This is a genomic window from Streptomyces sp. NPDC002870 (genome assembly GCF_042888505.1).
Classification (GTDB): domain Bacteria; phylum Actinomycetota; class Actinomycetes; order Streptomycetales; family Streptomycetaceae; genus Streptomyces.
Map to the genome: position 1 here is coordinate 100,932 of NZ_JBIAPW010000011.1, position 25,566 is coordinate 126,497.

The 25,566-nt window shown below is 69.7% G+C and carries 18 protein-coding genes; 6 read left to right on the forward strand and 12 right to left on the reverse strand.

Annotation, left to right across the window (positions count from 1 at the left end):
- The 3 genes from ACFYWY_RS16365 (at position 1) to ACFYWY_RS16375 (ending at position 1,626) form a co-directional block, all read left to right on the forward strand.
- On the forward strand, positions 1–414 hold the full coding sequence (locus ACFYWY_RS16365) for a roadblock/LC7 domain-containing protein (protein ID WP_307665799.1): 414 nt from the start codon (positions 1–3) through the stop codon (positions 412–414).
- Between the two features lie 92 nt (positions 415–506).
- Positions 507–1,064: a DUF742 domain-containing protein gene (locus tag ACFYWY_RS16370; protein ID WP_389186018.1), complete on the forward strand. Its 558-nt coding sequence runs from the start codon at positions 507–509 to the stop codon at positions 1,062–1,064.
- Positions 1,045–1,626, forward strand: coding sequence for an ATP/GTP-binding protein (locus tag ACFYWY_RS16375; RefSeq protein WP_050791473.1), 582 nt, complete (start codon positions 1,045–1,047; stop codon positions 1,624–1,626). The genes ACFYWY_RS16370 and ACFYWY_RS16375 overlap by 20 nt, the downstream gene beginning before the upstream one ends.
- A gap of 288 nt (positions 1,627–1,914) precedes the next feature.
- Here the strand turns inward: ACFYWY_RS16375 and ACFYWY_RS16380 are convergent, their stop codons facing one another.
- The 4 genes from ACFYWY_RS16380 to ACFYWY_RS16395 form a co-directional block, all read right to left on the reverse strand.
- On the reverse strand, positions 1,915–2,127 hold the full coding sequence (locus ACFYWY_RS16380; RefSeq protein WP_389186023.1) for an acyl-CoA carboxylase subunit epsilon: 213 nt from the start codon (positions 2,125–2,127) through the stop codon (positions 1,915–1,917).
- 26 nt (positions 2,128–2,153) lie between these two features.
- Positions 2,154–3,737 carry an acyl-CoA carboxylase subunit beta gene (locus tag ACFYWY_RS16385; RefSeq protein WP_389186027.1) on the reverse strand — a complete coding sequence of 528 codons (1,584 nt, stop codon included), beginning with the start codon at positions 3,735–3,737 and terminating at the stop codon, positions 2,154–2,156.
- A gap of 154 nt (positions 3,738–3,891) precedes the next feature.
- On the reverse strand, positions 3,892–6,300 hold the full coding sequence (locus ACFYWY_RS16390; protein WP_389186357.1) for a polysaccharide lyase 8 family protein: 2,409 nt from the start codon (positions 6,298–6,300) through the stop codon (positions 3,892–3,894).
- Positions 6,301–6,451: 151 nt separating this feature from the next.
- Complete coding sequence (locus tag ACFYWY_RS16395; protein ID WP_389186030.1) at positions 6,452–10,267, reverse strand: endo-alpha-N-acetylgalactosaminidase family protein; 3,816 nt, start codon at positions 10,265–10,267, stop codon at positions 6,452–6,454.
- 232 nt (positions 10,268–10,499) lie between these two features.
- Here ACFYWY_RS16395 and ACFYWY_RS16400 point away from each other — a divergent pair, with 232 nt between their 5' ends.
- Positions 10,500–11,711 carry a glycoside hydrolase family 64 protein gene (locus tag ACFYWY_RS16400; RefSeq protein WP_389186360.1) on the forward strand — a complete coding sequence of 404 codons (1,212 nt, stop codon included), beginning with the start codon at positions 10,500–10,502 and terminating at the stop codon, positions 11,709–11,711.
- Positions 11,712–11,786: 75 nt separating this feature from the next.
- On the opposite strand, the gene ACFYWY_RS16405 is transcribed toward ACFYWY_RS16400, so the two are convergent.
- The gene (locus tag ACFYWY_RS16405) at positions 11,787–12,299 is read right to left on the reverse strand and encodes a hypothetical protein (protein ID WP_389186033.1); all 513 of its coding nucleotides are present in this window, start codon (positions 12,297–12,299) and stop codon (positions 11,787–11,789) included.
- 252 nt (positions 12,300–12,551) lie between these two features.
- Here ACFYWY_RS16405 and ACFYWY_RS16410 point away from each other — a divergent pair, with 252 nt between their 5' ends.
- Positions 12,552–13,172, forward strand: coding sequence for a YceI family protein (locus ACFYWY_RS16410; RefSeq protein WP_389186036.1), 621 nt, complete (start codon positions 12,552–12,554; stop codon positions 13,170–13,172).
- A gap of 99 nt (positions 13,173–13,271) precedes the next feature.
- On the opposite strand, the gene ACFYWY_RS16415 is transcribed toward ACFYWY_RS16410, so the two are convergent.
- From ACFYWY_RS16415 to ACFYWY_RS16430, 4 genes are all read right to left on the reverse strand, one after another.
- A complete protein-coding gene (locus ACFYWY_RS16415) occupies positions 13,272–13,895 on the reverse strand; it encodes a class I SAM-dependent methyltransferase (RefSeq protein WP_389186039.1) in 624 nt (207 codons plus the stop codon).
- Positions 13,895–15,235, reverse strand: a complete 1,341-nt coding sequence (locus ACFYWY_RS16420; RefSeq protein WP_389186042.1) for a hypothetical protein — start codon at positions 15,233–15,235, stop codon at positions 13,895–13,897. Before ACFYWY_RS16420 ends, ACFYWY_RS16415 begins: the two co-directional genes overlap by 1 nt.
- Before the next feature lie 254 nt (positions 15,236–15,489).
- Entirely contained in the window at positions 15,490–18,561 is a 3,072-nt protein-coding gene (locus tag ACFYWY_RS16425) for a glycoside hydrolase family 3 N-terminal domain-containing protein (protein WP_389186045.1), read from the reverse strand.
- A 38-nt stretch (positions 18,562–18,599) separates the two neighbouring features.
- Positions 18,600–19,580: a LacI family DNA-binding transcriptional regulator gene (locus ACFYWY_RS16430; RefSeq protein ID WP_389186047.1), complete on the reverse strand. Its 981-nt coding sequence runs from the start codon at positions 19,578–19,580 to the stop codon at positions 18,600–18,602.
- A gap of 242 nt (positions 19,581–19,822) precedes the next feature.
- Here ACFYWY_RS16430 and ACFYWY_RS16435 point away from each other — a divergent pair, with 242 nt between their 5' ends.
- Positions 19,823–21,694: a ricin-type beta-trefoil lectin domain protein gene (locus tag ACFYWY_RS16435; protein WP_389186050.1), complete on the forward strand. Its 1,872-nt coding sequence runs from the start codon at positions 19,823–19,825 to the stop codon at positions 21,692–21,694.
- A gap of 13 nt (positions 21,695–21,707) precedes the next feature.
- Here the strand turns inward: ACFYWY_RS16435 and cimA are convergent, their stop codons facing one another.
- From cimA to ACFYWY_RS16450, 3 genes are all read right to left on the reverse strand, one after another.
- A complete protein-coding gene (cimA, locus tag ACFYWY_RS16440) occupies positions 21,708–23,306 on the reverse strand; it encodes a citramalate synthase (RefSeq protein ID WP_389186053.1) in 1,599 nt (532 codons plus the stop codon).
- A 518-nt stretch (positions 23,307–23,824) separates the two neighbouring features.
- Positions 23,825–24,427, reverse strand: a complete 603-nt coding sequence (locus tag ACFYWY_RS16445) for a TetR/AcrR family transcriptional regulator (RefSeq protein ID WP_389186056.1) — start codon at positions 24,425–24,427, stop codon at positions 23,825–23,827.
- A gap of 93 nt (positions 24,428–24,520) precedes the next feature.
- Positions 24,521–25,540, reverse strand: a complete 1,020-nt coding sequence (locus tag ACFYWY_RS16450) for an agmatine/peptidylarginine deiminase (protein ID WP_389186058.1) — start codon at positions 25,538–25,540, stop codon at positions 24,521–24,523.
- Positions 25,541–25,566 lie beyond the last annotated feature (26 nt).

Consider the following 25,566-nt stretch of genomic DNA (forward strand, 5'->3'; position numbering starts at 1 on the left):
ATGAGCCAGGCGGCGCAGAATCTGAACTGGTTGATCACCAACTTCGTGGACAACACCCCTGGGGTGTCCCACACGGTGGTGGTCTCCGCCGACGGACTCCTGCTGGCGATGTCCGAAGGTTTCCCGCGGGACCGAGCCGATCAGCTGGCGGCGGTCGCCTCCGGTCTGACCTCGCTGACCGCGGGGGCGTCCCGGATTTTCGAAGGCGGCGCGGTCAACCAGACAGTGGTGGAGATGGATCGGGGCTTCCTCTTCCTCATGTCCATCTCCGACGGTTCCTCGCTTGCCGTGCTCGCGCACCCGGAGGCCGACATCGGCCTGGTGGGTTACGAGATGGCTCTGCTGGTGGACCGTGCGGGCAGTGTGTTGACCCCGGACCTCCGTGCGGAGCTCCAGGGCAGTCTTCTCAATTAACAGACAGTGCGTTTCACGCCACCGCACCATAGGGTGCGGTGGCGCGGCTCCACAGGGACATGGACCGGCGACCGGCAGTCGGAGGAGGAAACGTGGCAACACCCCCGGGCGGACGCCCCTATGACGGTGCTCACCAACCGCCGGGTGATCACTCCCAGAACCGCTTCAACTTTCCCTCCGCGCCGAGCAGACAGGGCGCCCAGCCGCCCTACCAGCAGTCGCCGTACGACCCCTCGTACGACCAGCCGCAGCAGCCGCGGATCCAGCCGGTGCAGCGGCGGGCGGAGCCCGCACCCTCTACGGGCACGCACAACCCGTTGGTGCGCCCGTACGCCATGACCGGCGGCCGGACCCGGCCGCGCTACCAGCTCGCCATTGAGGCACTGGTCAGTACCACGGCCGAACCGTCAAGGCTGCAAGGGCAGTTGCCCGAGCACCAGCGGATCTGCCGGCTGTGCATCGAGATCAAGTCGGTCGCCGAGATCTCGGCACTTCTCACCATTCCCCTCGGCGTTGCCCGGATCCTCGTCGCCGACCTGGCGGAGGCCGGACTTGTCGCCATTCACCAGCCCGGCGGCGACGAGGCCGCCGGCGGCCAGCCAGCCGTGACACTGCTCGAAAGGGTGCTCAGTGGACTTCGCAAGCTCTAGCGGCGGTGCAGCCCGCTCAACCACCAGCGCAAAGATCGTGGTGGCGGGCGGCTTCGGCGTGGGCAAGACCACGTTCGTCGGCGCCGTCTCGGAGATCAACCCGCTGCGTACCGAAGCCGTCATGACGAGCGCATCCGCCGGCATCGACGACCTGACCCACACCGGGGACAAGACCACCACGACGGTGGCCATGGACTTCGGCCGTATCACCCTGGACCAGGACCTGATCCTGTACCTGTTCGGCACGCCCGGACAGGACCGCTTCTGGTTCATGTGGGACGACCTGGTCCGCGGCGCGATCGGCGCGGTGGTACTGGTGGACACGCGTCGTCTCGCGGACTGCTTCCCGGCGGTCGACTACTTCGAGAACAGCGGCCTGCCCTTCGTCATAGCTCTCAACGGCTTCGACGGACACCAGCCGTACAACCCGGAGGAAGTGCGGGAGGCGCTGCAGATCGGGCCCGACACCCCGATCATCACGACCGACGCGCGCCACCGTGCGGACGCGAAGAGCGCGCTGATCACGCTGGTCGAGCACGCACTGATGGCGCGCCTGCGGTAGCCGGTACCGCGGCCGCGTGCCTCGGACGCCCTCGCCTCCTGCTTGGAGCGCGGGGGCGTCCTGCTGTGTCGATGTGCGGCTCCGCCGCGTGGTGGGGCCAAGCCGCCGGACCCCGTACGCCCTTCGGGCGTTGTCCTCAATCTCCCCCAGACTTCGTCCGGGGGGACCCCCAACGGGCTTGATTCGGACGAAGTCCGGGGGAGTTTGCGGCGCGGGGCCGCAGGCCCGGGGAGACGGCGAGACCCCAGCGCCCGTGCCGGGCGCTGGGGTCAAGGAAACGCGACAGCCTCAGCCCTGCCAGCTGTGCGCCGAGCGGAAGCCCCGCTGCCGCTCAAGGCGCCGCCAGCCCGCCGTGGAGCGGCCGCGATGCGCCGCCTCGGTCTCCGGCTGGGACGCCGCCCGCGCGAGCAGCACCGCGGTGATCGCCGCCAGCTCCTCGGGGTCGGCGTGCCCCTTCTCGACGCGCAGCAGGGAGGAGGACGACTCGTCAGGAGTGCTCATGGCCTTCGGGCTCCAGTCTCGCAGGGTTACTGCGGGGGGTTGCCGTGCTTGCGGGACGGCAGGTCGGCGTGCTTTGTACGGAGCATCGCGAGAGATGCGATCAGCACCTCGCGGGTCTCGGCCGGGTCGATGACGTCGTCGACCAGGCCACGCTCCGCCGCGTAGTACGGATGCATCAGCTCGGCCTTGTACTCCTTGACCATGCGGGTGCGCATGGCCTCGGGGTCCTCGGCTTCGGCGATCTGCCTGCGGAAGATGACATTGGCGGCACCCTCGGCGCCCATCACCGCGATCTCGTTGGTCGGCCAGGCGTAGGTGAGGTCCGCACCGATGGACTGGGAGTCCATGACGATGTAGGCACCGCCGTACGCCTTGCGGAGGATCAGCGAGATCCTGGGCACGGTCGCGTTGCAGTACGCATACAGCAGCTTCGCGCCGTGCCGGATGATCCCACCGTGTTCCTGGTCGACGCCGGGCAGGAAGCCCGGTACGTCCAGAAGGGTGATGATCGGGATATTGAAAGCGTCGCACATCTGCACAAAGCGTGCGGCCTTCTCGGAGGCTTCGATGTCCAGGACACCGGCCAGGGACTGCGGCTGGTTGGCAACGATGCCGACCACCTGGCCGTTGAGCCGGGCCAGGGCGCAGATGATGTTGCGCGCCCAGCGCTCGTGGATCTCGAGGAAGTCGCCGTCGTCGACGAGCTCCTCGATGACCTTGTGCATGTCGTACGGGCGGTTCCCGTCGGCCGGCACCAGGTCCAGCAGGACTTCGGAACGCCGGTCCGCGGCGTCCTCTGCGTGGGCGACCGGCGGGTTCTCGCGGTTGTTGGAGGGGAGCATCGCCAGCAGGTAGCGCACCTCGGCGATGCAGGTCTCCTCGTCGTCGTACGCGAAGTGCGCGACGCCCGACGTCTCGGCGTGGACGTCCGCGCCGCCCAGGCCGTTCTGGCTGATCTCCTCGCCGGTGACGGCCTTGACGACGTCAGGTCCGGTGATGAACATCTGCGAGGTCTCGCGGACCATGAACACGAAGTCGGTGAGCGCCGGCGAGTACGCCGCGCCGCCCGCGCACGGGCCGAGCATCACGCTGATCTGCGGGATGACGCCCGAGGCGCGGGTGTTGCGCTGGAAGATGCCGCCGTAGCCGGCGAGCGCGGAGACGCCCTCCTGAATACGGGCGCCGGCGCCGTCGTTCAGCGAGACCAGCGGAGCCCCGGCCGAGATGGCCATGTCCATGATTTTGTGGATCTTGGTGGCGTGCGCCTCGCCGAGCGCGCCGCCGAAGATCCGGAAGTCGTGCGCGTAGACGAACACCGTGCGGCCCTCGACCGTGCCCCAGCCGGTGATGACACCGTCGGTGTACGGCTTCTTGGCCTCCAGGCCGAAGCCGGTCGCGCGGTGCCGGCGCAGCTGCTCGACCTCCTTGAACGAACCCTCGTCCAGCAGCAGCGCGATGCGCTCGCGGGCAGTCAGCTTGCCCTTGGCGTGCTGCGCCTGGGTCGCACGGTCGCTGGGGCCGCGGTGTGCCTCGTCGCGCAGGGCGTGCAGCTCGGCCACACGCCCGCGCGCGTCATTCGGCTCGCCGGTGGTCTCGTCCAAAACGGTCATGCATCGACCCTACGGATCCGACCAAGAAAACCCTGCCGTTGACTCCGTACAGTCTCAGGACGTTTCTCCTGTCGCCCTTTAACAGAACCATCGTGCACTGCAGCCCTAGTACCAGCTCACGGCCACTAAGCTTTGTGGAGGTTCCACAAGGTATTCACCTGAGAGCCACCTCACAGTGGTGACTGACTCCAGCGGTGCCTCCGGTGATTCGCAGCCGCAGCGACCGGCCGGTGGCGAGCACCTCCACGGACGCATCCTTGCTGTTCACCTTGTGCACCGGGTGGTGCCAGGTGATCTCCAGCGGCACCCCGGTGCGCGGCGGCTCGCTGATATGAAGATTTGCCGTGCGGTGATTACTCCGAACGAGGACACTCGCCGGCGCGGTCGCGGTGAGCGGGCCCACCGTACCGGGCTGCCAGAAGTTCGCGGCGGTCAGCCCCAGGGAGCGGACGGCGACCGCCTGGCAGGCCTCGCTGTTGGCGAGAATCTCCACCCGACGGCCGTCGCGGGCGCGCGCGGTGACGGTGCGGCGGCTCGCTCCCGGCAGCAGCAGATACGCGTACGAGGCGTCCACCGGGTCGGTGCCGTGGTCGAACCAGAGGGTCTGGAAGCGGCGGGTGACGCGCTCGGTGGAGCTGGTGGTGTTGATGTCGCTCCAGGCGCCGGTGCGGTCGTCGCGCAGGGTGCGCAGCCGGCCGGTGCCGCCGGGGAAGATCCAGCCGCCGTGGCCTTCGAGGTGCGCCCAGCGGGGACCGACGGTCAGGGCGTTGGTTCCGCCCTCGCCGAGGTTGCGGTTGTCGACGACGGTCTCGACGGGCACCCCGTCGCTGCTGGTGATGCCCGCTCCGAGGCAGACGACCTCGTCGGCGACGCAGAACCACGACTTACGGGCCTCGAGAGTGGAGCCGAGGCCCAGCAGATGCTGGCCGACGGCCGCGAACTCGCCGTCGCTCACCCCGCCCACCCACTTCGCCGCGGGCTTGGGCACGCCCCATTCGCCGCCCGCCCGGTCGGCAAGTCGCTTGGTCGACACGGTCGTTCCGGGAAGCCGGTAGAAGTCGACGGTCGGCCAGAACCAGTCTGTGTACTGGTCGGCCCCGTCGGCCCCGTCGGCCCGGTCGGCCCGGTCGGCATCGGCGGCCCCGGCGACCCCGGCGGACCTGCCGCCCGCGGCCTCGCCCGGCCACCAGTAGAGCATTCCGGCTCCGGTGTGCCAGCCGCGCGGATTCTCGCCGTTGCCGCACTCGTAGTACGAGATCCGCTCTGAGGCCATGGAGATGTTCGCGGCCCAGCCGGGGCGGCGGTGCACGGCTCGGTCCATCGAGGCGAAGAGCTGGTGGCCGACCGGCTCGGGCGCGGCCGGGACGGGCGACGCGGCGACCGCGTGCAGCCGGGAGAGGTCGGCGACGCCGAACTGCCGGCCGGTGAGGATCGGTGTCACCGTGTCCCGCTCGATCCAGCCCTTGATCCTGGCGTGCCAGCGCTCCCGCTCCGCGGCGGAGGCTCCGCCCGCGAGCAGGGCGATCGCGGCGATCAGGCCCTGCCCGTGGAAGTGGTCGCTGCGCATGATCCTGCGCTCGTCGTTCTTGAGGTAACCCCGGCTGATGGCACGGCCGTTGACGCTGTCCATCATCAGCCCGTCGTAGATCAGAGGCGCGTACGCGTGCTCGACGCTGTCCAGGATGATCTGGCGGTTGGGGTCGGTGACGGCCCAGGGAGAGCCCGCGAGCAGGGCGAAGAGGCGGCCGAGGCCGTCGAGCACGACCTGTCCGTACGTGCCGGAGTAGGCGACCCAGGTGTGCTGGATGAACGACCCGTCGGCGTAGAGGCCGTCGCCCTTGGTGACGTACGGGAAAACGGGCGAGAGGGCGTCCCGGGCGAGTGCGATCTTCTCCGGGGCCCTGCCGAGGACGCCGCGAAGGGCAACGGAGCGGCAGAGGTCGACGCGGTTGGCGCCGGTGGATGTGCCGCTGTAGTCGCCGAGCATCGCGTCGGGGATGAAGTGGTCGACGGCGGCGAAGGCGGCGTCGCGCCGGTCCTGGGTGAGCTTGTCCTCAAGGACGGCGACGATGTCCATGAGGAGGCGGGGGCTGCCTATCTGCCACTCCCACCAGTTGCCGTAGCGGGTGGTGGAGGGGTTGTAGATCTTCGCGGCCAGGTGGTCGAGGCCGCGGATGATGTCGGCGAGGAGCCCGGCGTCGCCGGTGCGGCCTGTGCCCCGCTGCGCGTACGCCTGGGTCATGGTCCACAGGCGGCTGTAGCTCTGAGTGATGCCGGAGGGCGGGTCGAAGGTGTAGCCGGGCCACAGGGAGGTGTCGGTGGGGGCCATGGCCGCGCGGAATCCGGCGGCCAGCTCGCCGGTCTCGGCGAGGCGGGAGGCGTAGGGCTCCACGGCCGGGTCGTAGCCGGTCCCGAGGCTGATCTCCAGCCAGCGCAGGCGCAGCGTCTCGTACTCGTCCTGTCCGGCGGCGTGTCCCCGGGAAGTGAATCCCAGGGTGAGAGCGCTTGCTCCCGCGGTGGCGGCGAGGAAGGTGCGGCGGGACCATGCGGGTGGGAGCGGCACGGACACGGGAGCCTCCGGAGACAGGAGTGGTGTAGACCGGTTGCCCGTTGGTCTAGCAGTCCTTCGCCGTCCCTTCAATGGGCATGACAGACCAGGCGAGAAAGCGCTTGCCCCTCGGTTCGTCCTCAGCACGAGGGGCAAGCGCCGTTCCTCAGCCCCCGCAGTGGAAGCGGGCACTCCCCCAGTCGGCGTGGTCATTGCCGTTCCCGTCGCCGCCGTCACCGACGACCAGGTCGACGTACTTGGCCCCGGTGACATCGGCAGTGAGCGACCAAGCGGCGTCGGCAGCCATCAGGACCGGCGACTTCACCTTCTCCGCGCCGTCCGTCAGGACGCTGAACTGCACGCTGCCGCGCGACGTCTGGACGTCGTCCACACCCACATCGGCAGTGAAGGAGGTGCATTTTCCGCCGAGGTAGTAACGGATCTTCGCGGGGGCATGGCTGCCGAGTCCCTTCTCGTAGGCCACTGTGCCGATCTTCAGCGGGCTGCCGTCGCCCGTGCCCGTCTCGCCGTTGGACAGGTCACGCTCGACCGGTCCCCAGCCGTTCTCGGACGCCGTCCAGTCGAGGTCGCTCGCCCACGCGTCAGTGGCGGGCGGTGGCGGCAGGGTGCGCACCGAGGTCGCGGCCGTGAGCTTCCGGGAGGCCCCGCCCACCGCGTACGAAGCAGCCCCGCCGATCGTGTACGTCCGGTACGCGGCGTCCACCGGCGGCGTCACCTGCCAGGTACCGGTCGCCCGCGCACCCGCCGCGACCGAGTCGAAGGTCACCGGACCCACAGGCTCCGCCGTCCAGCCCTCGGGGAGCGTGAGCCCGACCGAGACACCGCTCACGGCAGTCGCCTCGTTGTTGGTGAAGGCGGCCGTGACCTCGTTCTTGTGACCCGGCTCCAGGGCCTCGCCCGCCGTGACGGCCAGCGTCCCGCACGCCGCATGCTCGGTGGCCGGGCCCAGATCGGTGACGGTGAAGCCGTCGAGCACGAAGTCCGCGCCGTCCGGGGCGTCGCCGCGTTTGCGCAGCCCGGTCCAGGTGCCGCCGCAGCCCGCGGTCACGGTCTCGCTGAAGTGGCCGGTCGTCCGCTGCTCTCCGATCGGCGTACGGCGGGTCTCGACGGCCTTGGTGCCGCCGTCGTATCCGGTGACCCACTCGTACGCGCCCCCGTGGCTCGACTGGTAGTCGTATTCGACCCGGTAGTTGCGCCCGTCCCGCATCGGGACGGTCCAGGGCGCGGTGCGGTAGACGAGACCGGCGTTCTCCTCGTGCGACTTGAGCGACTCGGTCCCGCCCAGCACATCGTCGATCCGCTTTCCGTTCCAGCCGGCCTGGGTGTAGGGGGCGTGCAGTTGGCTCACATGCGTGCGGGGGTCGGTGACCCCGCCCGCGTCGCCCTTGAGGAAGGGGCCCCAGCCCTGGTCGACGGCCTCGAAGTCCTCGTGGACCAGCGCGCCTGACCGGCTCGTCGGCGCATTGGCGACGAGCCGTACGTCATCGATCCGTACCGTCGCCGGACTGCCCTGCGCCGCCTCGGCCTTGAGTGTCGCGACGCCGCCCGCCGGTGCGGTGAAGTTCACCTTGGCCCGCTGGAAGTAGCTGCCGTGCCAGTCGGACGCGGCCACCTGGTTCTTGGCGGTCGAGCGGTCGACGGCGACCGATTTCCCGCCGATGGACAGCGTCGTACGGCGCGACTTCCCCGGTTCGACCTCGACCCAGGCGGACGCGGTGTACCGCTTGCCGGCTTCGAGTCCCGTGATCCGCTGCGAGAGCGACGCGGTGCCCGTACCGCTGAGCGCGGCGCTGTTGCGGCCGTGGTCGTCGGTGTCGCGGGCGACCGCGCCGCGCGTGGACCAGGCGGCGAGGGCGGCGTCGTTGAAGCCGGGGTCGGCGACCGGGCCGCCCGCGCCCCACTTCGGGTTCTGCGCGGCGGGCGCGCGGTCCGGGTAGAGGACGTACGGCTGCCCGGCGGCCGCGGTCAGGGTGATCCGGCCCTGCACCGGCCGTACGGTCCCGGCCTTCACGCGTCCGTTGTCGGTGAGCTTGTGGACCGTGTACGACGACGCGCCGCTCACGGTCCAACTGCTCCTGCCACCGGCCTTGTTGTAGTGGTACAGCTTCCTGCCGCCGTCCCACGGGAGCAGATAGCGCTCGCCGTCCAGGACCTTGCGGCCGTGGTCGTAGAAGGTGCGGCGGCCGTCCTCGACCGTGCCGCGCACACCGCCGGTGAACATCACGTCATTGCCGTCCCAGCGGGTGATCTGCTCCTGCTGGAGGTACTTGGCGGGCAGATCGCGCTGCCAGACGTTGTCGTAGAAGGCGTTCCAGTCAGTCTCGCCGGTCCAGCCTTCGAAGTCTTCGAGGGCGGTCTGGCCAAGGACCGGGTGGTTGTTCCAGACGTCCTTCTCGCTGTTGCGGATGAACCGGATGATCTGGGAGTTGAGGCCCTTGTTGGTGGCTCCGCCGTAGTCCAGGTCATTGGCCCAGTGCGACCAGAGCGAGGCCCGCTCGAACTTGTCGGCCCACTCGGTGCCGACGTTCCAGCCCTGTGCCTGCACGGCCTGCATCGTCTTGTCGGCGATCCAGCCGTGCGTGTAGTAGACATCGATGTACAGGAAGGAGAGATTGCGGTCGGTCTCGTCCCTCAGCTGCTGGAATCTGCGTGCCAGATCGCCGCTGTTGATGTCGCGGCGCTGGTCGATGTAGTAGCTCTGGTTGAGCCAGTTCCAGCCGGGCTTCGTCTTGTCGACGAGGCTCTCGCTGAAATTCTTCGCCTCGGGGTACGACTCGGTGGCGTTGACGTGCACGCCGAAGGTCGCGCCCCACTTCCTGCCGTCCTTCAGCAGCGTGTTGAGGTCGGCGAGCCCCCCGGCGCGCTTGTTGTAGTTGCCGCCGTAGTCGGGGTGGGCCGAGTCGTGGCCCTCGGACCCGTACCCCTTGAGCACCGCGAGCTGGCCGAGCCCGTCGGTGGCGAGCGAGATGCGCTTGACGTCGTCGAGGGTGCGCAGGAAGGGGTGGGTGGCCTGACTGGCGAAGTTGAACGGGATATGGGTGATCACCCGGTCCGGCGTCTGCTCACTGCCCGGGGCCCTGACCCCGATGGCGCGGAAGGCGACCGCGCCGTCCTGCCAGTCGACCTTCCGGTCGCCGTTGGCATCGGGCGTGACGACGACCTTCGCCCAGGGGAGATCCTTGCCGCTCTCCGGCTTCGGGGCGCCACTCCCCCGGTAGGTCCACTGTCCGGACCAGACGCCGACGCGGGTGCTGCCGTCGGCGGCCTTGCGGGCCTGGTGCCAGAAGCGGGCGTCGTCGCCGCCGGTCGCGCCGGCCGGCTTGTCGTAGCTTGAGTTGGACTCGACGGCCGCTGCCAGCTGTCCCGTATTGACCAGGGCGTACGAGGCTCCGACCGGTGCCGCGTCCGCCGCGGTGCCGGGCGTGACCGGGGCGAAGACGTCGGCGGTCTTCGTCGAGTCCGGATCGAGCCGGGTGAAGGCTGTCGCGGCTCCGGCGTCTGTGCTGCCGACCGAGACCAGGTCGTGTCCGGGGATGTCGATGGTGGAGACCCGGAAGGCCTCGGTGTCGCGGACGGCAGTGACCTTGAAGGCTGTGGTCCGGCCGGAGACGCTGAGCGTCGCGTCGATCTCGACGCCGGGCAGGTCGCCGAAGGTCAGGGTGTACGCGGCGCTCGACGCCGTGACGGCGGGCGCGCCCTTCAACTGCACGGCGTACGCCTTGCCGTTGAGGGTGATCTCCGCGACCGCGTTCGTGCTCCCGAGGAGCGTGGCCCCGCTGGCACGGTCGGTGTACGACACCACCCTCGGGAAGTCCTCGGCGACGGCGACGGAGAGCTGTCCTGAGCCGATGACGACGGACGCCTCGTCGTCGGCTGCGGCCGGGAGCGTGGGCCCGGCCAGGGCGAACACGGCGGATGAGGCGACGGCAAGCGCGCACGCCGCTCGGAGTCTTTGTGGCATGGGGACTGACTAGCCCGTCGCTTTCGCCACCGTCAACGAAGTCGTGCGCTCCTGTGGCCAGCAGTCCAACTACCGCCGCGCGTTAGTCCAAGTCCCCTCCACGATCGACAACTTGTGAAGCGACAAAGAATGTGAGAGCGCTCTCAGTCACATCTATTGACGACCGCTCCCGCCGTCGCAAGAGTGGTGGATCCCCCACAAGTACAGGAGTACATCCGTGATTTCCCGCAGAATGTTCCTGTCCGGCACCGCCGCAGCCGCTACCGCGCTCACCTATCCCGTCTGGGGAAGCGCTCTCAGCCCCCGCGCCAAGGCCGCGCCCCCCACCTGCGAACTGGCCCTGGAGAACAAGTCCTTGCCCGGTAAGGTCAACGCCTACGTCACCGGCCACGAGCAGGGCACCGGACGCTGGGTACTGCTCCGCCCGGGCGGCGGCGTCTACTACCCCGAGTCCCCCTCCGCGCCCCAGACCCCGCTCCCCGTCGACTGCGCCATCCCGCTGCGCGCGGCGGGCGCGGGCCCGGTCGTGCTGTCCCTGCCTCAGATGTTCGGCGCCCGCGTCTATTTCGTACGCGACAACAAGCTGAACTTCTTCGTCAACCCGGGTCCCGCCCTCGTCGAGCCGGCCTTCGCGACCAGCTCCGACGCCAACTACGGCCGCACCTGGTCCTTCGCGGAATTCACCTTCAACCCGACACAGCTCTACGCCAACATCAGCTACGTCGACCTGGTGACCGCCCTCCCCATCGGCCTCAAGCTGACCGGCGACGCCACCCACACGGTCGCCACGCTTCCGAACGGCGCGCTCCAGAAGATCGCCGACGAGCTCGTGGCCCAGACGCGCCGCGACGGCCAGCCCTGGGACAAGCTGGTCATCCGCGGCTCGGGCGGCCAGGTGCTACGGGTCATCTCGCCGCAGAACCTGATGGCGCCGTTCTTCGACCGGCCCGCCGAGATGCCCTTCCGGAACGTGTTCGACAACTACATCAACCGGGTCTGGGACAAGTACCGCTCCACCGACCTGCGGATCGACCTCCAGGGCGGCCGCGGCGTGCGCACGGGGCGGGTGAACGGCGGCGTGCTGACCTTCACCGGCGGCCACACCTTCGCCAAGCCCACCTCGAAGGACATCTTCAGCTGCAACCACGGGCCCTTCGCCAACAACCCCGGCGACTCCGACGACAAGAAGGCCCTGCTGGCCAGGCTCGCCGCCGGGTTCAACCGGACGACCCTGCTGACCCACCCCGACCAGCCGAACGGGGCGACCTCGGCCGACTACTACCGCGACCCGGCGACGAACCACTTCTCCCGGGCCGTGCACGCCAACACCCCGATCGGCTACGCCTTCCCGTACGACGACGTCCGCCCGGACGGCCAGCCGGACGTCTCCGGCGCGGCGCACGACGGCAACCCGCGGCGCTTCACGCTGACCGTCGGATCCTGAGCCTCGGCTCGTGACGCGGACGGGTGCCCGGCCGGCGTGGGGGAACCGGCCGGGCACCCGCACGTCCGCACCGGCTCAGCAGCCGCCGCAGTTGTAGTACAGGACGTCCCAGTGGTTGCCCTCGTCCGCGTAGATGTTTCCGGAGCCGGACCTCCACTGCGGGGCACCGTCGCCCGGACGCGCGCCGATATAGGTGAAGGTGTTCCTGATGTAGTTCCCGACGCAGGTGTACTTGCTGTAGTCGAGCTTGTAGCCGTTCCAGTGCGAGTACGTGCCGCCCGCGTGCCCGGTCTCCGTGCCACCGGTGATGTTGAGCGCACAGCCGCTCGCGCTCTTGAGGGTCTGCGCTCCCTTCGCACTGGCGAGGTTGAGCTGCGAGAAGGACGTACACGTCGGGTTGTTGCGGTCGGAGCAGCCGCCCGACGAGGACCAGGTGATTCCCGACGAGCGGAACATCGAGGTCGCTGTGGCGTGGCTGATCTTGGTGACGGCGTGTGCTTCGGTCGCGCCGCTGATGACGCCGAATCCGGGGGCGAAGAGCGCGCCGAGAACGAGCACGAGCGCGCTGAGTGCGGAGCGGACTTTCATGGCGGGGGATCCCTCCTGCTGATGACCGTTGAGGACTGTGCGTTCCGGCGTGGACCGGTGCATTTCCGGCGGGACGGCTGTGCAGGTGGAGCAAGGAGATGGTGCCCGAGTTCTACGCGCGTCCGCCAGAGGGCGGCCGCGTACCTCTGGGTGAACCTCTGGAGAAGATGTTGAACTTTAAACGGAATAGGTCTAGGGTCGACTCTGTTGAAGCTTAAACAACACGCCACTACGTCCCCCAAGGAGCGCGTCATGGGTCTCTTCAACCGCAAGACCGACACCGCCACCACCACCGCCACCCCCACCGCCACGCTCGACGTCGACCCCGCGCTGACCGCGCTGACCGGCGAATACGCCATCGACCCGGCCCACAGCAGCATCGGCTTCACCGTCCGGCACGCAATGGTGACCAACGTCCGCGGCGCGTTCGGCGACTTCTCGGGCAGCCTTCAGCTGAACGGCACCGACCCCCACCACTCCACCGCCGAGATCGACGTGCAGATCGCCAGCGTCGACACGGGCATCGCGGACCGTGACGCCCACCTGCGCACCGGCGACTTCTTCGAGGCCGAGAAGTTCCCGCTGATGTCGTTCCGCTCGACGAGCGCGGAGCAGCTCGGCGGCGATTCGTACCGCATCACCGGCGACCTGACGATCAAGGACGTCACGCGTCCGCTCGCCATCGACCTGGAGTTCAACGGCTCCGCCACCGATGTCTACGGCAACGAGCGTGTCGGCTTCGAGGGCAGCGCCGAGATCCTGCGCACCGACTGGGGCCTGACCTGGAACGCGGCGCTGGAGACCGGCGGCGTCATGGTCAGCGACAAGGTCAAGCTGAGCTTCGACATCTCCGCGATCAAAGCCGCCGCCTGACGGTCGGTCCGACCCCTGAGCGCGCCCGTCCTGCTGTCCCCCACGGCCAGGGCGGGCGCTCGGTCATACCCGTACACCGATTTTGTACGGGAGCGCTGACTAGCGAGACAGGGCGGTGCCGAGGGAGTCGGCACCCATGAACTTCGGCAGGCCCTCCTCGTAGAAGACGTCGAGCGCCGTGATCGTGAACCCCGCGGTCGTCAGCATGTCGACGGTCTGCCGGGTGAGGTGGCACCCGCCGAAGAGCCGTTTCTCCATCGGTTCGAGCCGTCGTTGCCAGCGGCGTACGTTTTCGTCCTCTTCCGGAGCCAGCCCGTGCTCCAGGAAGTGCAGGGTCCCTCCGGGCTTGAGCACGCGCCGCACCTCGCGCAGGGCGGCAACGGCGTCGGGGATGGTGCACAGCGTCCAGGTGGACAGGGCGGCGTCAAAACTGTCGTCCTGGAACGGCAGGGACTGGCCGTCCAGACCGGAGCGCCGCACCGGGACGCTCGCCGCCCTGACGCGTTCGCGGGCAAGTCGCCATCCGACATCGGAGGGCTCGATCGCGGTCACGCCGGTGACGGCCGCCGGGTAGTAGGGGACGTTGTGCCCCGAACCGAATCCGATCTCGACCACTTCGCCCGCCAGGCCCTCGCAGACGCGGCGTCGTAGCGGTTCGGCTGCCTTGACCCCGCAGGCGACGTTGACGATCCGCGGCACGACCCGCTCGGCGTAGTACCCCACTAGAAGCCGCCGCCGCCGTCGAAGCCGCCACCGCCGCCGAAGTCTCCGCCGCCGCCCCAGCCCCCTCCTCCGCCGAAGTCGGAGGAGTTGAAGTCGGCGCCCGAGTAGTCGCCGCCGCTGAACTCACCGCCGCCGTACTCCGATGCGTACGCCGGACTGGCGAGCATGTTGCCCAGCAACGTGCCCACCAGCAGGCCCGGCAGCAGCCCGCCGCCGAAGTAGCCGCCCGCCCAGGGGCCGTACGCCGGACCCGCCTCCCAGTACGGGCGACGGCCGGACTCCGTCTCGACCATGCGGCCCATCGGGTCCTGACCGTCCTCGAGACGGGCCTTGTCGGCGGCGCAGACCGGGACCTCGCGGGACGTGGCGCCCGCCGGGGTCCAGGTCATGTCGGCGACCGAGAGACCGTGGCGCGGGTCGAAGAAGCAGGGCGCCCGGCGCTCCGGCACGGGTTGGCCCGTACGGCGTGCGTCCAGGGAGGCCAGTGAGTACCGGCCGTCCTCCAGGGCCTGCGTGACCGCGCGTACGTCACTGGGGTGCTCGGCGGAGCCCATCAGCGATTTCGCCTTGTCGTACGAGTCGAGTGCGCGCTCGTAGTCTGCGCGCATCGCGTCGTCCGCGCCCTTCTCCGAGGGGTGGAAGTCCAGCCGGTCCAGCTCCTCGCCGAACGCGGTGATGTCCTCGTCGACGACCACGCGCAGCTTGTCGAGGGCGGCTCGCTCGGCCTCCTCCCGCTTGCGGCGGTTGCGGCGGATGACGCTGTACACGCTCGCGCCGCCGGCGGCGGCGACCGCGCCGACCGTGATCAGGCCGACGGTGTTCACGCCTTCGTCCGGGGCCGAGCCCCAGGAGGCGGGGGCGCTGCCGCGCAGCTGGGGCAGTGCCTGGTCGACGAAGTTGTTCAGCTGGGTGGCGGCGTCGGCGCCGGGGGGCGTCTTGACCGCGGTGACCAGGTTCTGCACGGCCGGCCTGGTCATGACGCTGCTGTCGGCGCCCGCGTTGAAGCCGTCGCCGAGGCGGACGGCGTACAGGCCGGTGATGCCGGTCTCGGTGCGGAGGTTCTGCATGACGGTGTTCGGCGGGAACTCCGCCGTCCCGGCGGGCAGGACGGCCACGAAGAGCGGCTTGTCCGCGTCCTTGATCTTCTTCGCGAGGGAGTCCGCTTCGGCGCCGGAGAGCTGGCCGGCGGCGCGCGGATCGACGTACACGGGGCTCTGCTTGAGGGCTTCGGCCACAGTTTCGGGGCCGGTGGCTGCTTGGGCTGTCGGGGCCGCGACGAGGGCGGTGGCCGAGAACGCGAGCAGCAGACCGGACAGTGCGGTGAGCAGCCTGGTCTTCATACTTCGACGCTACCTGAATGGGTGCGAATTCGGACAAAGCGGCGAGGTTCAAGAACCGGGGCTCCGCCCCAGACCCCACGCCTCAAACGCCGGCGAGGCTGAACACTCGGCCCTGACCGGGGCTCCGCCCCGCGCCCCCGCTCCTCAATCGCCGGAGGGGCTCCACTGGAGCCCGTCCGGCGATTGAGGACACGCCCGGAGGGCGTACAGGGGTCCGGGGCGGAGCCCCGGTTACGGGAAGGGCGGGGCGGGGGCTAGGCCAGCCTGTACGCCACCGTCAGGCTGGCCACCGCCCCCGTAAGCTCCCCCCTCAGCAGCAGCTGATCCGCCTCCGCGAACGGCTTCGCCGACGCCTCCGTCACGTGCTGGCCCATCTTCGCCTGGACCATCAGCCGCGCCTGCGACACCAGCGCCCTGGCCTCCGGGGAGTCCGCCCGGCCCGCCGACTCGAGGAGCTTCGCCGCCAGGGCGATCGCCTTGAGGGTGAGCTCACCGCCCGACGGCGGCTTGGTCAGCGTGGTCAGGCCCCAGCCGTACGGGTACTGCGGGTCATACGCCTTGTCGCCGACGTTGACCGGCAGCTGGGCCTGCGACTTCGGCCACGTCACCGGAAGCTGCCCGGTGAACGCGCGCTTGCCGTAGAGGACGTCGGCCACACCGTCGCCCTCCGTGCCCGGCAGCCACGAGGCGACGAGCGCGTCGATGTCGCCGAGGCGGTCGCCGATGAGCTGCGGGCGGCCAGAGACGATGAGCACCGCGCACTTCATCGCGGCGCAGACCTTGTCGACGGCTGCCTTGTCGGCCACGGTCAGCTCCAGGTCGTTGCCGTTGCCGACGTCGCCGAAGCCCTCGGCGTACGGGGTCTCGCCGACCACGACCACGCCGACGTCATGCCCGTCGGTGGGCGCGGACGCGTCCTTGGAGTAGGTGAGGGCCGCGTCCGGGGCGGCCTTCTTCATGCCCTCAAAGATGGTCGTGCCGGTGGTGATCTTTCCGGATGAACCCTGCCAGCTGATGGTCCAGCCGCCGGCCTGGTTGCCCAGGTCGTCGGCGTTGGACCCGGCGACGTACACCTTCTGGGACGGCTTGAGCGGCAGGACCGCGCTGTCGTTCTTCAGCAGGACCTGGGACTTGGCGGCGGCCTCGCGGGCGACCGCGCGGTGTTCGGCCGAGCCGATCTTCGACAGGTTGGCGGTGTCGGCGTACGGCTTCTCGAAGAGGCCCAGGGCGAACTTCTGGGTCAGGATCCGGGAGACCGCGTCGTCGATCCGGGCCTCGCTGATGCGGCCCGCCTTCACCTCGTCCTGCAGCGTCCTGTGGAAGTCCGGGTAGGCCGTCGGGACCATGATCATGTCGAGGCCGGCGTTGACCGACGTACGGACGTCGCTCGGGTAGTCGCCGGGGATCTGGTCGATGGCCTGCCAGTCGCTGATCACGAAGCCCTTGAAGCCCATGCGGTCCTTCAGCACACCGTTGATCATGGCCGCGTTGGCGTGCATCTTCACCGGGCCCTCGGCGTCGCCGAGGATGTCCAGCGAGGAGTACGAGGGCATGACCGTGCCGGCGCCGCGCTTGACGGCTTCGGCGAAGGGCGCGAGGTGTACTGCCTCCAGCTCCTGCCGGGTGACCTTGGTGATGCCCTGGTCGATCGTGTACGAGCCGGTGGAGGACGAGCCGAACTCCGTGCCGCCGTCGCCGACGAAGTGCTTGGCGCTGGTCAGCACCTTGTCGTTGCGGTGGAGGTCCTTGCCGGACGGGGAGCCCTGCATGCCGCGGATCACCGTCTCCATGGCGGTGACCAGGGCCGGGTCCTCGCCGAACGCCTCGTAGGAGCGGCCCCAGCGCTCGTCGCGGGTGACGCAGAGGCAGGGGGCGAAGTCCCACGGGATGCCGGTGGCGCGTACTTCCTTGGCGGTCACCGCGCCGGTCTTCTGGGCGACGGCGGGGTCACGGGTGGCTCCGACGCCGATGTTGTGCGGCATGATCGTCGACCCGATGACGTTGTTGTGGCCGTGCACCGCGTCCACGCCGTAGATCAGTGGGATCTGGAACCGGGTTGCCTGGGCGCGCAGTTGGTACGCGTCGACCATCTTCGCCCAGGCCTCGGGGGCGTTGGGGGTGGGCACAGAGCCGCCGCCGGAGAGCAGCGAGCCGAGGTCGTAACTCGCGATGTCACCCTGGGACTTGAGCGCGTTGCGCTCGGCCTGGGTCATCTGACCGGCCTTCTCCGCGAGGGACATCCGGGAGACGAGGTCGGCGACGCGCTTCTTCACCGGGAGCCTGGCGTCGAGGTACGGCAGGCCGTGGGCGTCCACGACGACCTGCGGGGTCTCGGCCGGGGACTTCGCGCCGGTGACGGTGAGCCTCAGCGGGATCGTCTCGGCGGACTCGGCCGTGCGGTCCTTCTTGGTGGCGACGGCGACGGTCTTGGCGGTGCCGGAGGCCGTACCGGCCGGGAAGGTGACCGTGCCGGAGACGGGCTCGTAGTCCTTGCCCGCCTCTGCGGTGCCGCCCTCGGTCGTGTACGCGACGGTCACGGGCTCGTCGACCGGGCCCGAGCCGGTGGTGGCGACGGAGATCTTCACCTGCGCGGTGCCGCCCTCGTCGACCGGGTACACGGCGGCGTCGGTGACGACCTTCGCCTTCAGTGCCGGGTCGGCCTTTCCGTACAACTCGACGCCGTCCATGGCGAACTTGCCGGGTGCGCCGGTCGGCAGGGTGAGGGCGTAGCCCCACATCTCGTTCAGGCCGAGGACCTGGTCGATGCCGCCGACCGGCTGGTAGTCCGCGCGGTACTGGAAGTCGGCGAAGGGGATCTCGACGAGGTGCCAGCCCTCCCAGTCGTCGGTGAAGGACGTGGTCCACAGCTCGGAGGCTTCGCCGTTCGCGCCGCCGTCCTTGAGCTCGAAGTTGATGCGCTTGCCCGAACCGGGCGGGAGGGGTGCGGTGTTCTGGCCGTACCACCAGAAGCGGATGCCCTTGTGGGCGGTCCAGTCGTGGGCGGGCTTGTCGAAGGCGAAGTCGTGGGTGAGTCCGCCCCAGCCACTGATGTCGTAGGCGCCTTCGAGGACCTTGCCGCCCTCGGGGGCGTCGGCGCGCTCCTTGAGCTCCAGTTTCGGCTGGTCGTCGGCGTCGCTGCCCCAGGTGAAGATTCCCTCGGCCGGGGGGTTCGCGAAGGGGATCTCACCCTCGAAGCGGTCCACGAGGACGGGTGCGGGGTCGTCGGCGGCGGCGCCGGAGGCGGCCCCGGCGAGCAGGCCGGTGAGTACGGCGGTCGCGGCGAGCACCGCCGTTCCTGTCCTCGTTCTCGGACGGGTGCGTGGCATTGCGGCTCCTTCGGTACGGACGGGTACTGCGGAGGAGGTCACGACGCGGGTGCGGAGCGCCGGACTACCAGTTCGGTGGGCAGGACGACGGGCTCGTCGGGGGCCTGCGTGCCGCCCAGGTGTGCGAGGAGCATCCGCGCCGCCGTCTCGCCCATCTCCCGCATCGGCTGGCGGACGGTGGTCAGCGGCGGCTCGGTGTGCTGGGCCATGGGTATGTCGTCGAAACCGACCACGGCGACGTCGTCCGGCACGCTCCGGCCCGCCGCGCGCAGTGCCCGCAGGGCACCCGCGGCGCTGAGGTCGTTGTGCGCGAAGACCGAGTCGAAAGGCGTGCCGGCGGCGAGGGTCCGCTCGACCGCGAGCCGGCCGGAGGCCTCTGTGAAGTCCCCCTCGGCGATCAGCCCGGTCGGCAGCACGTCGAGGAAGCCCTTCAGCCGGTCGCGTACGCAGCCGAAGTGGCGGCGGCCGGTGACGATGAGCGGGCGGGTACGGCCCGCGGCGATCAGATGGCGGGCGGCGGACGCTCCGCCTTCGCGGTTGGTGGTCGCGACGGACGGGAACTCCGGGTGGTGGCCGCGGTCGTCGATCAGCACGACCGGGAGGCCCTTGCGGTGCATGGCGGTGATCGCGTCGAGGGTGTTCTCGGGTTCGACCAGGAGCAGTCCGTCGAAGGCGCGGGCCGAGACCTGGCTGGTGAAGTGCTCCACGGACTCGGCTCCGCGGTTGCAGGTGAAGAGCAGCAGCCCGTATCCGGCGGCCTCGACGGTGTCGACGACTCCCTGGAGGACTTCGCCCATCCATGGCCAGTTGAGCGGGGGCGTGAGCATGCCGACCGTACGGCTGCTGCCGCGGGCCAGACCGACGGCGCCGCTGCTGGGCACATAGCCGAGGTTTGCGATCACTTCATGAACGCGGGCGGCCGTCGTGACGTCCACTTCGCCCTTGGTGTTCAGGACGCGGGACACGGTTGTCTTGCTGACACCCGCCTCACGTGCGACATCGGCGATCGTGACACGCATCGGAGCCCTTCGGGTCGAGTTCCGGAACCGGTGCCGGAACCGGTACCGGTGGTGCGCGCGAGTCAATCGGCGTTCCATCGCGTCGTCAAGACTTCACACCGAGATCGCTCGAATCCCAAGTTTCCTGCGGCTGAAGGGGGTTATGCCTTCAGGCTCTGAATGCGCAAACCCTTGACGGCCGTATCCAACGGCAGTTCACTCACGCCTCGTCCCCCACACCTCTGCCGGAGAGGGCCCAGCCCATGGCACGACGTACGAGAACGATCAGAGTTCTGCTCGCATCGGCCCTGGCCGCGGCCGGGTTGACCGGTCTGACGACCGGCTCCGCCCACGCCGCGGGAGAGCAGGTGAACGTCTGGCTGACGACGACGAACGACGACCGCGGCCGCAATGTCACCCGCGGCCTCCAGCAGCAGACACCCGTCAACTTCCAGCCGGGCACCGGCGGCAGCGGCGCCAATGTCACGGTCGACGAGAACACCCGCTTCCAGACGTTCACGGGCGGCGGGGCGTCCTTCACCGACACCGCGGCCTGGCTGATGAAGGGCAGCGGCGCACTGTCCCATGCGACCCGCGACGAGACGATGAAGAAGCTCTTCTCCCCCACCGAGGGGATCGGGCTGTCCTTCGTACGCAACCCGATGGGCGGCTCCGACCTGGCCCGCTTCGGCTATACGTACGACGACGTCCCGGCCGGGCAGAGTGACCCGTCGCTGTCGAAGTTCTCCATCGCGCACGATCTCGCCGATGTGCTGCCGCTGACCAGGCAGGCCAAGCAGCTCAACCCGTCCCTCACCACGATGGCATCGCCGTGGACCGCGCCCGCCTGGATGAAGGACAGCGGGCAGCTCAACGGCGGCTGGCTGAAATCAGAGTTCTACGGCGCGTACGCGAACTACTTCGTGAAGTATCTGCAGGCCTACCGCGACCAGGGCGTCCCGGTCGACTATGTCACCGCACAGAACGAGCCGACCTGCTGCGACAGTTACCCCTCGATGAGCTGGAACGCCTCGGGCCTCGCCTACTTCACCAAGAGCGAGCTGCTGCCGAAGCTCCAGGGAGCGGGCCTGGCGACCAAGGTCATGGCGCACGACTGGAATTGGGACACCTACGACGCGTACGCCGCCCAGACGGTGAACGACGCGGCTGTGCGCAGCCACCCCAACTTCGGCGGCATCGCCTGGCACGGCTACGGCGGCGACGTCTCCAAGCAGACGGAGGTCCACAACCAGTACCCGCAGCTGGACGCCTTCCAGACCGAGCACTCGGGCGGCACCTGGATCGCCCATCAGCAGCGCGAGGACATGATGAACATCATCGACTACACCCGTAACTGGGCGAAGTCGGTGACCAAGTGGTCTCTGGCGGTCGACCAGAACCGCGGCCCGCACAACGGCGGCTGCGGGGTCTGCGACGGCCTGATCACCGTGCACAACGGCGACGGCCGGCACGGCCAGGTCGACTACATGATCGAGTACTACACGATGGGCCACCTCACGAAGTTCGTGAAGCCGGGCGCCCACCGGATCGCGTCCACGGCGAGCTCGGCCGTGCCGAACGTGGCCTGGCGCAACCCCGACGGATCGAAGGCGCTGATCGCGTACAACGACGCGTCCTCGGCGCAGAGCATCACGGTCAACTGGGGCGGCCAGCACGCCACTTACTCCCTGCCCGGCAAGACGTCCGCGACCTTCACCTGGTCCGGCACCCAGGCCGGCGGCTCGGACGCGACGGGCAGCCTCACCGGCCTGGCCGGAAAGTGCCTCGATGTGGCGGGCGGCTCCAGCGCCGACGGCACCGCCGTCCAGCTGTGGGACTGCAACGGCACCGCCGCCCAGCGCTGGACCGTCCGCGCGGACGGCACCGTCCAGGCACTCGGCAAGTGCCTGGACGTGACCGCCGGCTCGACGGCGAACGGCGCGAAAGTGCAGCTGTACGGGTGCAACGGCTCGGGCGCGCAGCAGTGGCGCCACGAATCGTCCACCGGCGATCTGGTGAACGTCCCGGCCGACAAGTGCCTGGACGCCTCGGACAACTCATCGGCGAACGGCACGCGTGCGCAGATCTGGTCCTGCACCGGAGCCGCCAACCAGAAGTGGCGGCTCCAGGCCTGATCCGCGCGGGCGGCTACTCGGCCGGTTCGACGCCGGCGCGCACCAGGCCGTAGGTGTAAGCGTCCTCCAGGGCCTGCCAGGAGGCGGCGATGACATTGTCGGCGACGCCGACGGTGGCCCATTCGCCGCCTCCGTCGCCCGTCGTGATCAGCACGCGGGTGGTGGACTCCGTGCCGTGGCGGCCTTCGAGGATGCGGACCTTGTAGTCGATCAGCTCCAGCTTGGCGAGCTGCGGGTAGATCTTCTCCAGGCCGACCCGCATCGCCCGGTCGAGCGCGTTGACGGGGCCGTTGCCCTCGGCGGTGGCGACGATGCGCTCGCCCTTGGCCCACAGTTTCACGGTGGCTTCGTTGGCGTGGGTGCCGTCGGGGCGGTCCTCGACGATCGCCCGCCAGGACTCCGTACGGAAGTAACGGCGGGGCCGGCCCTCGGCCTCCGTACGCAGCAGCAGCTCGAAGGAGGCGTCGGCGGCCTCGTACGTGTAGCCCTTGAGCTCGCGCTCCTTGACCCGCTCGACGACGCGGCCGACGAGCTCGCGGTCGCCGCCGAGGTCGATGCCGAGCTCCTTGCCCTTGAGCTCGATGGAGGCGCGGCCGGCCATGTCGGAGACGAGCATCCGCATGGTGTTGCCGACCTTCTCGGGGTCGATGTGCTGGTACAGATCGGGGTCGATCTTGATGGCCGAGGCGTGCAGTCCGGCCTTGTGGGCGAAGGCGGATACACCCACATAGGGCTGGTGGGTGGAGGGCGCCAGGTTGACGACCTCGGCGATCGCATGCGAGATCCGGGTCATGTCGGCCAGCGCGCCCTCGGGGAGCACCTTCTTGGCGTACTTGAGCTCCAGGGCGGCCACGACCGGGAAGAGGTTGGCGTTGCCGACCCGCTCGCCGTAGCCGTTGGCGGTGCACTGGACGTGGGTGGCGCCCGCGTCGACCGCGGCCAGGGTGTTGGCGACGGCGCAGCCGGTGTCGTCCTGAGCGTGGATGCCCAGGCGCGCGCCGGTGTCGGCGAGGACGGTGGCGACGACGGCCTGGATCTGGGCGGGCAGCATCCCGCCGTTGGTGTCGCACAGCACGACGACGTCTGCGCCGGCGTCGGCCGCCGTGCGCACGACGGACTTGGCGTACTCCGGATTGGCGCGGTAGCCGTCGAAGAAGTGCTCGCAGTCCACGAAGACGCGGCGGCCCTGTTCGCGCAGGTAGGAGACGGTGTCGCGGACCATCTCCAGGTTCTCTTCGAGCGTGGTTCTCAGGGCCAGCTCGACATGCCGGTCGTGCGATTTGGCGACCAGCGTGATCACCGGGGCGCCCGATTCGAGCAGGGCTCTGACCTGCGGGTCCTCGGCGGCCCTTGCGCCCGCGCGGCGGGTGGCGCCGAAGGCCACGAGCTGGGCGTGCTTGAAGGTGATCTCCTGCTGGGCACGGTAGAAGAACTCCGTGTCCCGCGGATTGGCACCGGGCCAGCCGCCCTCGATGAACCCCACGCCGAAGTCGTCCAGGTGCCGGGCGATGGTCAGCTTGTCCGCGACGGTGAGGTTGATGCCCTCGCGCTGGGCCCCGTCGCGGAGCGTCGTGTCGAAGACATGAAAGCTGTCGTCGGTCTCCGTGGTCATGGCTGAATTGACTCCTGTCGGATTCGTGGCTCCGGAAATGCTGGCTCCACTTGCCCCCATCTTCGCGCGGCTCGTTCTTGGCCGGGGTGAGGCCGTAAAACGAAAAAACCTCTCGCGGGTGCGAGAGGTCTGCGCGCGGGTCTGGGGCACGGTGGTCGCGTCGTATGCGGTGGTACGAGGCGATCACTGCGGACCGGCGCGCCTGCTGCCGATAATCATGGCGAACGAAAGCACGGTCGCAGTGTGCCATACGCCTGCGACGGGCGGGCACGGGTCTCACCATGCGGTCGCCCCACACCCGGGGCCCGCACTCCAAGCCCGCCCGGCGAGGCAGGCTCGCACCTCAAGCCCGTCCGGCGAGGCAGGCCCGCACCTCAAGCCCATCCGGCGAGGCAGGCCCACACTCTAAGCCCGTCCGGCGATTGAGGACCGGGGTCCGGGGCGGAGCCCCGGCTCCTCAGCCCGTCCGGCGATTGAGGACCCGGGGCCCGGGGCCCGGGGCCGGGGCCGAGGCCCGGTCAGGGGAGCAGCGTGTCGGCCAGGAACTCACGTACATGCGCCAGGACTTGCGGCCGCCCCGTACCCGGTATCCCCACCGCGACATGGACGCTGAACCCGTCCAGCAGCGCCCGCAGCCTCGCGGCGAAGCGGTCGGGGTCCACGGTGCGGAACTCGCCGCGGGAGATCCCCTCCGCGATCAGCGCGACCAGGTCGCGGTGCCACGCACCCTCGATCGCGGCCTGACGCGCACGGGCGTCGGCGTCGGCGTTCTGGGAGCGGTTCCAGACCTCCAGCCAGAGGGTCCAGTGCGGGTCGCGGGGCCCGTCGGGGACGTACAGATCGACGTACGCGCCGAGCCGCTCGGCGACGGGCGCCTGCTGGGACAGCAGCGCACTGCGCTCCGCGCCCAGGCGGCCTTCGCTCCATTCGAGGGTCTGGAGCAGCAGCTCATCCTTGGTGCGGAAGTAGTAGAGGAGATGCCCACTGCTCATCCCGACCTCCCGCCCGAGCCCCGCCATGGTCAGCCCGTCGAGCCCGCGCTCGGCGATGGTGGCCATGGCCGCGGCGAGCAGCTCCCCTCGGGGCGGCGCGGTGTTGCGTCGGCGCGCGGCGGGGGTCATACGGCAGCCTCCGGATATCGGAGCAGTACGTTCACTCGTACGTTCTACCTGATCGCGCCAGCCGCACTCGGCCATACGGGCCGACCGTAGATCTCAGACCCTCGGCTGCTGCTGCGTGATGCAGTGGATGCCCCCTCCCCCTGCGAAGATCGTCCGGGCGTCGACCAGCGTGACCGTGCGGCCGGGGTAGAGACGGCGGAAGATACCGGCCGCGATCTCGTCACGCGGGTCGTCGAAGGCGCACAGCACCACCCCGCCGTTGCAGACGTAGTGGTTGATGTACGAGTAGTCGGCCCACTCCCCGTCCCCGTCGCGCACCCGAGTCGGCGCCGGGACCTCGACGACCTCGATGCGGCGGCCGCGGGCGTCCTTCTGGAGCCCCAGCAGCGCCACGTTCTCCTTGCAGAGCGCATGGTCGGGGTGGGCAGCGTCGGGCTGGGTGTGGGCGACTATCACGCCCGGGCCGGCGAAGGCCGCCACGATGTCGACGTGGCCCAGGGTGCCGAAGCCGTGGGGCGGGTAGTCGGCCGTCAGGCCGCGCCGCAGCCAGATCGCCTTCGTGGTGCCGAGCTTGGCGTGGATCTCCGTCTCGACCTCGGCCTTCGTCCAGCCGGGGTTGCGCTCGGGACCGAGCTGCACCGTCTCGGTGAGCAGCACCGTGCCCTCGCCGTCGACGTGGATGCCGCCGCCCTCGTTGACCAGGGGCGAGCTGTGGACGGGCACGCCGGCGAGGTCCGCGACCTGGCGGGCGATCTTCGCGTCGTGGTCCCAGGTGGCCCAGTCCTGGGCGCCCCAGCCGTTGAACACCCAGTCCACGGCGGCCAGTCGGCTGCCGTCGGTGACGAACGTGGGGCCGATGTCGCGCATCCACGCGTCGTCCAGCTCGCGCTCGACCAGGCCGATGTCCGGGCCGAGGAGCCCCCGGGCGCCCTCCGCCTGACCAGGGCCGACGACCATGGTCACCGGCTCGAAGCGGCGTACCGCATGGGCGACCGAGGCCCACGCCCGGCGGGACTCGGCGAGGTCGTCGCCGGAGAAGGTGATGTTGGGGCCGGGCCAGGCCATCCAGGTGCGCTCGTGCGGTGCCCACTCGGGCGGCATACGGAAACTCATGGGTCGGACTCCTGGAGGACGGGAGG